Genomic DNA, 10,994 nt, shown 5'->3' on the forward strand with positions numbered 1-10,994 from the left:
GAAACGTCGTAGACAACGCGCAAACCGTACGGCACCCGGTGGGGCGAAGATCACAGGCCTCCGGCACCGCGAGGTGGGCTACCGCTGAGTACGGTGACCTCGTGCCGAAGCGCAAGAACACGTTCTCATCCCGGTGGCGGGGCCTGATGCAGCGCGCCGTCCACGCGGGCTGGGCCTGGGCGCAGCGCACGGGCTCCGTCACGGCCGAGCACCCCGGGCGCCACCGCTTCGGAGCCATCGGAACAGGTACCAGACTCGCCTTCCCGCTCGGCACCGTCTTCGGCGAACCCTGGATCCACCTCGGCTCCCACTGCATCATCGGCGAGCAGGTCACCCTCACGGCGGGCCTGATGCCCGACCTCGATCTCGGCCCCGACCCGATCCTGCGCCTCGGCGACGGTGTCGTCCTGGGCCGCGGCAGCCATGTCATCGCGGACACGACGGTCACCATCGGCAGCGACTGCTACTTCGGCCCGTACGTCTACGTCACGTCCACCAACCACTCCTACGACGATCCGCACGAGCCCATCGGCAGGCAGTGGCCGCGGATGGAGCCGGTGGAGATCGGGCCCGGCTGCTGGATCGGCACGGGCGCGGTGATCCTGCCGGGCGCCCGGATCGGGCGGAACGTGGTGGTGGCCGCGGGCGCGGTGGTACGTGGCACGGTGCCCGACCACGCCGTGGTGGCGGGCGCGCCGGCCCGTGTCGTACGCCGCTGGACCCCGGCCGACGGCTGGCAGCCGCCGCTGCGCACCCCGCCGCCGGTGCCTATACCGGAGGGCGTCACGCCCGAACAGTTGCGCGCGCTCTCGGAGCTGGAACCGGGGTCCTGACCTCAGCCCGATGCCAGCAGGAGGTCCCCGAAGAGCGCTGTCATGGTCCGGAAGCCTCGCAGTACAGTTCAGTGAACGATCAGGTCAAGAATACGAAATGTTGGACGGAACGTGTCGGACCTCGAGCTGCTGACCCAGTCCCTGGCGCGCAGCGTCAAGCACTGGCGCGCGGTGCGCGGCTTCACCCTGGACGTGCTCGCCGCCCGGGCAGGCGTCAGTCGCGGCATGCTCATCCAGATCGAGCAGGCCCGCACCAACCCCAGCCTCGGCACCGTCGTCAAGATCGGCGACGCGCTCGGTATCAGCATCACCACCCTGCTCGACTACGAGAAGAGCCCGAACGTCCATATCGTCCCCGCCGAGCAGACCGTGCGGCTGTGGCACACCGAGGCCGGCAGCTACAACCGGCTCCTCGCGGGCACCGAGGCGCCTGGCCCGCTGGAGATGTGGGACTGGCGGCTCATGCCCGGCGAGAGCAGCCCCTCGGACCCGCACCCCGCCGGCACGACCGAACTGCTCCACGTCACGGAGGGGGAGCTGACGCTCACCGTCGACGGCGTCGAGCACCGCGTCCCCGCGGGCGCGAGCGTCCACTTCGAGGCCAACGTCCCGCACACGTACGGCAACACCGGCGAGGTGCCGATGCGGATGACGATGGCCGTCTCGGTGCCGCCCGTGTCCTGAGGCGCCCGGTCGGAGGGGGCCCGCTGTTGTTAGCGTGCGGTCATGCGCGCACCCATCGGACACTTCGACGACGTCCGTCCCGCCCCGGCCTGCCTCGACGAACTCACCGGCCCGGTCGCCGACGCCGTACGGCACTGGCCGGGCAGCGTCCCCGCCGACCAGATCCTCTACGTCGACACCGACCCGGAGTGGGCCGACACCGCCGTCTTCGTGGAGCACCACGGACGGGACCTGCTGGAGCGGTCCGCGAACTGCGTGGTGGTGACGGGCAAGCGCGCCGGCGAGACCACGCTCGCCGCGTGCGTCGTGCTGTCCACGACCCGCGTCGACGTGAACGGCGTCGTGCGCCGCCGGCTCGGCGCCCGCAAGGCCTCGTTCGCCAGCATGGACACGGCGACCGGCGAGACCGGCATGGAGTACGGCGGCATCACCCCACTCGGACTGCCGGACGGCTGGCCCGTGCTGGTGGACGCGGCCGTCGTCGACCTGCCGTATGTGCTGGTCGGCAGCGGCCGTCGGCGCGGCAAGCTGCTGGTGCCGGGCAAGGCGTTCGCGGAACTGCCCGGGGCCGTGGTGCTGGAGGGGCTCGGGGTCTCCTGACCTACGCCGGCGTGTGATGGGCCAGGACCAGATGCGGGTCCGCCTCGCCGGGCACCGGCTCCGGGTCGGCGTGGACCAGGGCGGCGGTGAGGCGGGGCACGGCGTGCAGCAGCGCGTGTTCGGCGTCGACGGCGATCCGGTGGGCCTCGCGTACCGTCACGGTGCCGTCGACCACGACCGCGACCTCGGCGCGCAGCCGGTGCCCGATCCAGCGCAGCCGCAGCTCACCCACCCCGCACACCCCGGGGACCTCGGTCAGGGCAGCTTCGGCCCGGTCCACCAGGGCCGGGTCGACCGCGTCCATCACCCGCCGGAACACCTCACGCGCCGCGTCCCGCAGCACCAGCGCGATCGCCGCCGTGATCGCCAACCCCACGATCGGGTCGGCCGGTTGCCACCCCAGGGCCGAGCCGCCGGCGCCCAGCAGCACGGCCAGTGAGGTGAAGCCGTCGGTGCGGGCGTGCAGTCCGTCGGCGACCAGCGCGGCCGAGCCGATCGCGCGGCCGACCCGGATGCGGTAGCGGGCCACCCACTCGTTGCCCGCGAACCCCACGAGGGCCGCCACGGCGACCGCCGGGACGTGCTGGACCGGGCGCGGGTCGAGGAGGCGGTCGATCGCGGTCCACCCCGCGAAGACCGCGGACGCGGCGATCGTCAGCACGATCACGAGCCCCGCCAGGTCCTCGGCCCGTCCGTAGCCGTAGGTGAAGCGGCGGGTGGCCGCGCGCCGGCCCAGCACGAAGGCGATCCCCAGCGGCACGGCGGTCAGCGCGTCCGCCGTGTTGTGCACGGTGTCCCCGAGCAGCGCCACCGAGCCGGAGACGGCCACCACGAGCGCCTGGGCCAGGGCTGTCACACCGAGCACCGCGAGCGAGACCCAGAGCGCCCGCATCCCGCGGGCCGAGGACTCCAGGGCGGAGTCGACCTTGTCGGCCGTCTCGTGGGAGTGGGGGCTGAGGAGATGGGACAGCCGGTGGCGCGGGCCGTGCCGGTGGTGGTGAGGGCGGGAGTGCTCGTGCCGGTCGCTCACGTGGGTCCCCTTCCGGTGCGCGGGAGTGGACGCGCACACGCCCACAACGCCATTATGTGCTTATGAGCGCACGCATGCACTTGTCACCTGCGCACGATGCGCACCCGCGCAGCCCCGGCGAGGAACAGTTCGCGCTCGCCGCCGAACTCCTCGCGCTCCTGGGGGACCGGACCCGGCTCGCCCTGCTGCACGCACTGACCGGGGGAGAGGCCGATGTCACGACCCTGACGGAGGCGTGCGGGGCGGCCCGGCCCGCCGTCAGCCAGCACCTGGCGCGGCTGCGTCTCGCGGGCCTGGTGGACACACGCAAAGACGGCCGCCGCGTGATCTACTCACTCCGCGACGGCCATCTGCGCCGACTCGTGGACGAGGCGCTGAACGTGGCCGACCACCGTCTCAGCGACCGCCCCCCGCACGACTGAATCAGTACCGCGCGGCCGTCCCCAGATACTGCTCGGCGAAGGCCGCGGCCGCCGCGGGCGAGGTGAACAGGCGGCGCAGCCGGGCGAGCGTGGTGCCCGCGCGGAACGGGTCGCCCGCCGCCGTGCCGTGGTACACCTCGGACAGCCACTGCGAGAACTCCTGGTAGTCCCAGACCCGCCGCAGGCACGCCTGCGCGTAGCCGGCCAGACCGCTGTCGTCACCCGAGGTCAGGCGGGCCACCAAGGCGTCGCCGAGCAGGAAGGCGTCGTGCAGGGCGAGGTTCATGCCCTTGGCGGCGATGGGGGCGACCAGATGGGCCGCGTCGCCGACGAGGTGAAGCCGGCCGTGCACCATCGGCTCGACCACGTAGTCGTGCATGTCCAGCACGCGCTTCTCGATCAGCCGCCCCTCCGTCAGCGGCGGCGCACCGGCCGCCCCGAGCCGCTGCCGCAGCTCCGCCCAGACGCGCTCGTGCGGCCAGTTCTCCGGGTCGTCGCCCGGCGGGCACTGGAGGTAGTAGCGGGTCACCTCCGGGCTGCGTGGCATCTGGCCCGCGAAGCCGTTCTCGTGACAGCCGAACAGCACGCAGTCGGCCGACGGCGGGGCCTCGGCGAGCAGCGCCAGCCAGCCGATGCCGTAGTCGTGCCGCGCGAGGCGGACCCGCTCCGGCGGCAGCGAGGCCCGCGTCACTCCGCGCGCCCCGTCGCAGCCGGCCACGAAGTCGCAGTGCGCGACCCGCCGTTCACCCGTCTCCGGGCAGGTGTACGACACGGACGGCCGGTCGCTGTCGATGTCGTGCACCTCGACGTCCCGGACCCCGAAGCGGATCTCCCCGCCGCGCACGTCGGCGTACTCGCGCACCAGGTCCGTCACCAGCAACGGCTGCGGGTAGACAAAGTGGTGACTGCCCGTCATCTCGCCGTAGTGGAACGGGTACCGCTCCCCGTCGAAGCGGAACTCGCACGCGCTGTGCAGCTCCGCGCGGTCCAGCAGATTCCGGGCGAGGCCGCGCTTCTCCAGGCCCCGTACGGCCCACTCCTCGATGATCCCGGCCCGGGGCCGCTGCTCGATGAACTCCCGGGTCTCGGTCTCCAGCACCAGGCAGTCCACCGAGGCGGCCCGCAGGATGTTGCCGATCGTCAGCCCGGCGGGACCGGCGCCCACGACGACGACCGGGACATGGTGCGGGGAGCCGGAGTTCGAGGGCGGGGAGGGGTGGGTCATGCACTCATTATGGAGCGGGCGCGTCGGCCGTGACCGTCACCCCACCCGCGGGATCTCGATCGCCGGGCAGCGGTCCATCACCATCTCCAGACCCGCGGCCCGGGTCCGGTCGTACGCCGCCGCGTCGACGACCCCGAGCTGGAACCACACCGCCCCCGCGCCCTTGGCGACCGCCTCGTCCGCGACGGCTCCGGCGAGGTCGCTGTTCACGAACACGTCCACGACGTCCACGTCGAAGGGGATGTCCGACAGGCTCGCGTACCCCTGCTCGCCGTGCACGGTCTCCGCCTTGGGGTGCACGGGCACGACGCGCTTGCCGTACCGCTGGAGCACCGCGGCGACGCCGTACGCCGCGCGCTGCCGGTTCGACGACAGGCCCACCACGGCCCAGGTGTCGCCGAGCTCGGTGAGGATCCTGCGGAGCGTTGCGTCGTCGCCGTACACCGGCGGCCTCCTCGGGAGTCGCGGAAGAGCTGCTGTCCGGGCAACGACGCAGGGTGCGCTGTGATTCCCCCGGATCCTCCGTGATAGCTTGCCGAGGCCAGTCGAACCCATGTACGTGGGTCAGGGAATCCGGTGCGAATCCGGAACTGACGCGCAGCGGTGAGGGGGACGGGCGGGGCCTCGGCCACTGAACGGCTCGTATGTCGTACGGGAAGGCGCCCCGCACCGGGTGAACCCGAGTCCGAAGACCTGCTGGCGGCCCCCGCGGCCGGCCGGCGGTGGGGGAGCACCGTACGACCGGGCTCCGCGATCGGGCCCTCGACGTCTGAGGACTGGTTTCCTTGCCCCTCGCCCGACCCGCCCGTGCCGCCGTCCTGCTCGCGGCCTGCTCCCTGCTCATGACCGGCTGCGCAGGCTCCGAGGCTCCCAAGGCCAAGGCGTCCGCCGCTCTCGACAACTGCGGCCGGAAGGTCCGAGTCGACAAGGCGCCCAAGCACGCCGTCTCCCTCAACCAGGGCACCACCGAGATCCTGCTCTCCCTCGGCCTCGCCGACCGAATAGCGGGCACGGCCACCTGGACCGACCCCGTGATGAAGGGGCTGGAGAAGGCCAACGCGAAGGTGCCGCGCATCGCCGAGAACAACCCGTCCTTCGAACGGGTCCTGGACTCCGAGCCCGATTTCGTCGCCGCGTCCTTCGTCTCCACCCTCGGCAAGGGCGGCGTCGCCACCCGGGACCAGTTCGAGAAGCTCGGCGTGCCCACGTACGTCTCCCCGTCCGACTGCGCAGGCAAGGACAACTCGGGCGGCGGCGACGGCAAGCGCGACAAGGCGCTGGGCATCGACGCCGTCTACGGCGAGGTGCGGGACCTCGCGACCGTGTTCGGAGTGAAGGACCGCGGCGACAAGCTCGTGGCCTCCCTCCAGCAGCGGATGAAGAAGGCCACCCAGGGCGTCGACGCCTCCGACGTCTCCCTTCTGTACTGGTTCGCCAACTCCGAGTCGCCCTACATGGCCGGCTGCTGCGGAGCGCCCGGCATCATGACCCGCGCCCTCGGCGCCGAGAACGCCTTCGACGACACGCACGAGGAATGGCCGCAGGTCAACTGGGAGACGGTCGCCGACCGCAACCCCGACGTCCTCGTCATCGGCGATCTGACCCGCAACTCGGAGACCGCCGAGTCGGCGAAGCGGAAGATCGCCTTCCTTGAGTCCAACCCGGCCACCAAGAACATGGACGCCGTCAAGAACAAGCGCTACGTGCTGCTCAGCGGACAGGCCATGAACCCGACCATCCGCACCGTCGAGGGCGTGGAGAAGGTCGCGGCCGGACTGCGTGAGTTCGGGCTCGTGAAGTGACCGTCCGCGGACCGGCGCTCGGTGTCGCGGGCGCCTTGCTGCTGGTGGTCTCCGTGGCCCTGGCGATCACCATCGGACCGGCCGACATCCGGGTCGGGGACGTGTGGTCCGTCGTCGCCTCGCATGTCGGGCTCGGCAGCTCCGACCTGACGCCGATCCGGGACGGGATCGTCTGGCAGCTGCGGCTGCCGCGCACCCTGCTCGCGGCCGTGTGCGGGGCCGGCCTCGCCGTGTGCGGGGCGGTGATGCAGTCGCTGCTGCGCAACCCGCTGGCCGATCCGTTCGTGCTCGGGGTGTCCTCGGGCGCCTCCACCGGCGCGGTCGTCATCGTCGTGCTGGGCGTGGGCGGCGGTGTCGTCTCGGTGTCCGCGGGCGCGTTCCTCGGCGCCCTGGTCTCCTTCGCGCTGGTCCTGCTGCTCAGCCACACCCTCGGCGACACCACCGACCGGGTCGTCCTCGCGGGCGTCGCCGCCATGCAGCTCTTCTCCGCACTCACCTCCTTCGTCGTGCTGACCGCCGCCGACGCCGAGACGACCAAGGGCGTGCTGTTCTGGCTCCTGGGCTCGCTCGGCGGGGCCGGCTGGACCGACGTGTGGCTGTGCTTCGCCGTCCTGGCCGTGGCGCTGGTGGTGTGCCTGTCGTACGCCCGTACCCTCGACGCCTTCGCCTTCGGGCAGGACGCGGCGGCCGCGCTCGGGGTGTCCGTGGCCCGCACCCGCCTGGTGCTGCTGTGCGTCACCGCCCTGCTCACGGCGGCGCTGGTCAGCTCCGCCGGGGCGATCGGCTTCGTCGGGCTGGTCCTGCCGCACGCCGCCCGGGCGCTTGCCGGACCCGGGCACGCCCGGCTGCTGCCGATCACCGCCCTCGCCGGCGCGGTGTTCCTGGTCTGGGTCGACACCCTGGCCCGTACGGTCCTGGATCCGCAGGAGGTGCCGGTGGGGGTCGTGACATCGCTGATCGGGGTGCCGGCGTTCGTGGCGGTCCTCTACCGGACACGGAGGGTGCGATGACCGGGACACACGTCAGTGAGACGGAGAAGCCGGTGCGGGACGGGCTCCGGGCCGACCGGGTCAGCCGCCGTACCGACGGGCGCCTCATCCTCGACGGCGTCGCCCTCGCCCCCGAACCCGGCTCCACCGTCGGCGTCCTCGGCCCCAACGGCTCCGGCAAGTCCACGCTGCTGCGGCTGCTGGCCGGGCTGCTCACGCCGACCGCCGGAGTCGTCACCCTGGACGGCACCCCGCTGGGCGACCTGCCCCGCCGTACCGTCGCCCGCCGCCTCGCCACGGTCGAGCAACAGGCCGACACCCAGGTCGAGCTGACGGTCTTGGACGTCGTACGGCTGGGCCGGATCCCGCACCGCCGCGCCTGGACACCCGCCTCGGCGGACGACGAGCGGGCGATCCACGCCGCCCTGGAGCGCACCGGCCTCGCCGCCCGGGCCGGCCAGCCCTGGCACACCCTCTCGGGCGGCGAACGCCAGCGGGTGCAGATCGCCCGCGCGCTCGCGCAGGAACCCCGGGAACTCCTCCTGGACGAGCCCACCAACCACCTCGACATCCACCACCAGCTGGACCTGCTCGCCCTGGTCACGGGCCTGCCGGTCACCACCGTCGTCGCGCTGCACGACCTCAACCTCGCGGCGATGTACTGCGACCGGGTCGTCGTCCTGCGCGGGGGGACGGTGGTGGCGGGCGGTGCTCCCGGTGACGTCCTCACCGAGGAGCTCATCGCGGAGGTGTACGGGGTGCGGGCCGCCGTCAGCCGCGAGGGGCCCGAACAGCGGCCCCACGTGCGCTTCCTGGGCACGCTGGCCTGAGGCATGCCCGGCCCGGTGCCGGGCACGCCATTGGTGGGGTGCTTCCCGCCACGGTGGCCTGAAAACGTCGAACATGCCTGCGTGTGCGCGCCCGCCCGCCTACGCTCGCCTCGTGCTGCGCATCATCGACGCCCGTAGCGGCGAGCCGGTCGACGCCGCCCCGGCCCGCCGGGGCCTGACCCGTGTCGAGGTGCACGCGCCCGACTTCGACACGACGAGCCTGCGGGTGCTGCTCGTCGCCGACCTGCTCGTCCGGGCCCTGGAGCTGGGCGGCACCCCGGTGTGGGCGCTGCTGACCGGCGGGCGACGGCAGGCGGAGCTGCGCGCGAGCGCCGCGGCGCTCGGCATCCGGCCCTTCGAGGACAGCCCCGACGTGAGTGCCGGGCTGGGCGAGGCCCAGGTCATCCAGGTCGCGGTCGAGGGCGGCACGGCGACGGACGGTGTACGGATCGATGTCGCCCCCGCGCAGGCCGAGAACCCGGACCCTTCCGAAAGCCGGGACCCTTCCGACAGCCCGGCCCCTTCCGCACACCCGGACACGCGGGACGGCACCGACCCCGGTGTCCTGCGCCTCGCCCTGCTCGCCCGGCACCACAGCGCCCCCGCCCGGCTGGAGGCGGTCACGCTCGACGAGGCCCGGGTCACCCTCGCGCGGTGGCGCGGCGCGGTCGCCCGTTGGGCCCGGCTGCCCTCGCGGCCCGTCCCCGACGAGGTGCGCCGGCGGTTGCGCGACGCCTGGGAGGATGACCTGGACCTGCCCCGGGTACTGGACATCCTGCACGATGTCGAGACCGAGCCGGAGCTGCCCGACGGCGCGCGCTTCGAGACGTACGCGTACGCCGACCGGCTCCTCGGCCTCGACCTCACCCGCGACCTGGGGTCCCCGTCATGATCGAGCGCGCCGGAGCCGGCCCACTGCGCCGCCTGGTCGTCCTGCGGCACGCCAAGTCCGCCTGGCCCGTGGACGTCGCCGACCACGAACGCCCCCTCGCCCCGCGCGGCCGCCGGGACGCCCCCGCGGCCGGGCGCGCGCTGGCCGAGGCCGACTGCCTGCCGGACCTCGCGCTGTGCTCCACGGCCGTACGCGCGCGCCGGACCTGGGATCTGGCCGCCGGCCAGTGGGGCACGCCCCCGCCGGTCCGCCACGACCGGCGGCTGTACGCCGCCGGTCCCTCCGGTCTGCTGGCCGTCGCGCAGGCGGTGCCCCCCGAGGTCGAGACGCTGCTGCTGATCGGGCACAACCCCGGTCTGGAGGAACTGGTCGTGGCCCTCGCCGCCGACGGGCTCGACGACACCCTGGAGCAGGTCCGTACGAAGTTCCCCACCTCGGCGATCGCCGTCCTGTCCTGGCGCGGCGCGACCTGGCGGTCCCTCATCCCCGGCACCGCGCTGCTCACGTCCGTGATCGTGCCCCGGGGCCGGAAGGAGCAGTAGCCCAGGAGCACGCACAGACATGGGGCCTTTTCGGTGATTTGCGCCCGGCTCGCGCCTGGCGCACGTGCCGCGGCGGGTACGCCGTCTGCGAGGAACGCCCTCGAGACCATGAGGAGACCACCCATGCACGCAGTGATCCGACGGTACGAAGGGGTGACCGACCCGGCTGAGGCGGGGCGCCGGGTGAACGACGGGTTCCTGCCGCTCGTCCGCGAGGTCCGGGGTTTCGTGGCGTACTACTGGGTCGATGCCGGTGGCGGGGTGATGGTGTCGACCAGTGTCTTCGAGGACCGGGCCGGCGCCGAGGAGTCGACCGAAAGGGCGGGGGACTTCGTACGGGACCGCCTTGCCTCGCTGCTGCCGCATCCGCCCCAGGTCACGGCCGGTGAGGTCGTGGCTCATTCGTAGCGGAGGTCCCGGCCGATCCGGCTGACCGGATGAATAGGCTGGCCGGATGCAGGACGAATACCGCACGGTCGCCCGCACGGGCGTGCACGAGACCGAGGTCAACCGCTCCCGCTTCCTGTGCGCCCTGGCCCCGGCGGCCACCGAGCAGGAGGCGCAGGACTTCATCGCCGCGGTCCGCAAGGAGCACGCCGGCGCCAACCACAACTGCTGGGCCTATGTCATCGGCGCCGACGCCTCGGTCCAGAAGGCGAGCGACGACGGCGAACCCGGCGGCACCGCAGGTGTCCCCATGCTCCAGATGCTGCTGCGCCGCGACATGCGGTACGTCGTCGCCGTCGTCACCCGCTACTTCGGCGGCGTCAAGCTCGGCGCCGGCGGCCTCATCCGGGCGTACGGCGGAGCGGTCGGCGAGGCCCTGGACACCCTCGGCACGCGCACCCGCCGCAGATTCCGCCTGGCCACCGTCACCGTCGACCACCAGCGGGCGGGCAAACTGGAGAACGACCTGCGCACCACCGGCCGCGAGGTGCGGGACGTGCGCTACGACGAGGCGGTCACGATGGAGATCGCCCTCCCGGACGCGGAGGTGGACGCCTTCCGGGCCTGGCTCGCGGATGTGACCTCCGGCACGGCCCGCTTCGAGCCGGGCGGCGAGGCGTACGGCGATATCTGACGATCCGGACCAAGCGGGCATGGAGGGCGTGGCTGCGGCGGCTGATGACGGGTCGATACGGGAG

14 protein-coding genes and 1 riboswitch are annotated in these 10,994 nt (G+C 73.0%); of the genes, 11 read left to right on the forward strand and 3 right to left on the reverse strand.

The window, feature by feature from the left end; genetic code table 11:
• The first annotated feature begins 101 nt into the window (after nucleotides 1-101).
• The 3 genes from ACZ6I3_RS07580 (at nucleotide 102) to ACZ6I3_RS07590 (ending at nucleotide 2,117) form a co-directional block, all read left to right on the forward strand.
• The gene (locus ACZ6I3_RS07580) at nucleotides 102-833 is read left to right on the forward strand and encodes an acyltransferase (protein WP_469412594.1); all 732 of its coding nucleotides are present in this window, start codon (nucleotides 102-104) and stop codon (nucleotides 831-833) included.
• 111 nt (nucleotides 834-944) lie between these two features.
• Nucleotides 945-1,517 (forward strand): helix-turn-helix domain-containing protein, encoded by a 573-nt coding sequence (locus ACZ6I3_RS07585; RefSeq protein ID WP_469412595.1) that lies wholly within the window; start codon nucleotides 945-947, stop codon nucleotides 1,515-1,517.
• Between the two features lie 42 nt (nucleotides 1,518-1,559).
• Nucleotides 1,560-2,117, forward strand: coding sequence for a YbaK/EbsC family protein (locus ACZ6I3_RS07590; RefSeq protein ID WP_469412597.1), 558 nt, complete (start codon nucleotides 1,560-1,562; stop codon nucleotides 2,115-2,117).
• A 1-nt stretch (nucleotide 2,118) separates the two neighbouring features.
• Here the strand turns inward: ACZ6I3_RS07590 and ACZ6I3_RS07595 are convergent, their stop codons facing one another.
• On the reverse strand, nucleotides 2,119-3,147 hold the full coding sequence (locus ACZ6I3_RS07595) for a cation diffusion facilitator family transporter (protein ID WP_469412598.1): 1,029 nt from the start codon (nucleotides 3,145-3,147) through the stop codon (nucleotides 2,119-2,121).
• Nucleotides 3,148-3,209: 62 nt separating this feature from the next.
• Between ACZ6I3_RS07595 and ACZ6I3_RS07600 the strand changes: the two genes are divergently transcribed.
• A complete protein-coding gene (locus ACZ6I3_RS07600; protein WP_469412599.1) occupies nucleotides 3,210-3,569 on the forward strand; it encodes an ArsR/SmtB family transcription factor in 360 nt (119 codons plus the stop codon).
• A gap of 1 nt (nucleotide 3,570) precedes the next feature.
• Here ACZ6I3_RS07600 and ACZ6I3_RS07605 read toward each other — a convergent pair whose 3' ends face one another.
• Both ACZ6I3_RS07605 and ACZ6I3_RS07610 read right to left on the reverse strand, forming a co-directional pair.
• The gene (locus tag ACZ6I3_RS07605; protein ID WP_469412601.1) at nucleotides 3,571-4,794 is read right to left on the reverse strand and encodes a 4-hydroxybenzoate 3-monooxygenase; all 1,224 of its coding nucleotides are present in this window, start codon (nucleotides 4,792-4,794) and stop codon (nucleotides 3,571-3,573) included.
• 36 nt (nucleotides 4,795-4,830) lie between these two features.
• Entirely contained in the window at nucleotides 4,831-5,238 is a 408-nt protein-coding gene (locus ACZ6I3_RS07610; protein ID WP_469412603.1) for a CoA-binding protein, read from the reverse strand.
• An 81-nt stretch (nucleotides 5,239-5,319) separates the two neighbouring features.
• Nucleotides 5,320-5,509: riboswitch (cobalamin riboswitch) on the forward strand.
• Nucleotides 5,510-5,636: 127 nt separating this feature from the next.
• Here ACZ6I3_RS07610 and ACZ6I3_RS07615 point away from each other — a divergent pair.
• From ACZ6I3_RS07615 to ACZ6I3_RS07645, 7 genes are all read left to right on the forward strand, one after another.
• Complete coding sequence (locus tag ACZ6I3_RS07615; protein ID WP_469413113.1) at nucleotides 5,637-6,596, forward strand: ABC transporter substrate-binding protein; 960 nt, start codon at nucleotides 5,637-5,639, stop codon at nucleotides 6,594-6,596.
• Nucleotides 6,593-7,606 (forward strand): FecCD family ABC transporter permease, encoded by a 1,014-nt coding sequence (locus ACZ6I3_RS07620; protein WP_469412604.1) that lies wholly within the window; start codon nucleotides 6,593-6,595, stop codon nucleotides 7,604-7,606. The genes ACZ6I3_RS07615 and ACZ6I3_RS07620 overlap by 4 nt, the downstream gene beginning before the upstream one ends.
• Nucleotides 7,603-8,415 (forward strand): ABC transporter ATP-binding protein, encoded by an 813-nt coding sequence (locus tag ACZ6I3_RS07625; protein ID WP_469412606.1) that lies wholly within the window; start codon nucleotides 7,603-7,605, stop codon nucleotides 8,413-8,415. The genes ACZ6I3_RS07620 and ACZ6I3_RS07625 overlap by 4 nt, the downstream gene beginning before the upstream one ends.
• A gap of 73 nt (nucleotides 8,416-8,488) precedes the next feature.
• The gene (locus tag ACZ6I3_RS07630; protein ID WP_469412608.1) at nucleotides 8,489-9,307 is read left to right on the forward strand and encodes a hypothetical protein; all 819 of its coding nucleotides are present in this window, start codon (nucleotides 8,489-8,491) and stop codon (nucleotides 9,305-9,307) included.
• Complete coding sequence (locus tag ACZ6I3_RS07635) at nucleotides 9,304-9,849, forward strand: SixA phosphatase family protein (protein ID WP_469412609.1); 546 nt, start codon at nucleotides 9,304-9,306, stop codon at nucleotides 9,847-9,849. Before ACZ6I3_RS07630 ends, ACZ6I3_RS07635 begins: the two co-directional genes overlap by 4 nt.
• A gap of 123 nt (nucleotides 9,850-9,972) precedes the next feature.
• Nucleotides 9,973-10,257: a hypothetical protein gene (locus ACZ6I3_RS07640; protein ID WP_469412610.1), complete on the forward strand. Its 285-nt coding sequence runs from the start codon at nucleotides 9,973-9,975 to the stop codon at nucleotides 10,255-10,257.
• Between the two features lie 46 nt (nucleotides 10,258-10,303).
• Nucleotides 10,304-10,930 (forward strand): YigZ family protein, encoded by a 627-nt coding sequence (locus ACZ6I3_RS07645; protein WP_469412612.1) that lies wholly within the window; start codon nucleotides 10,304-10,306, stop codon nucleotides 10,928-10,930.
• The last annotated feature ends 64 nt before the right edge of the window (nucleotides 10,931-10,994 follow it).

It is taken from the genome of Streptomyces sp. NPDC041940 (genome assembly GCF_055589465.1).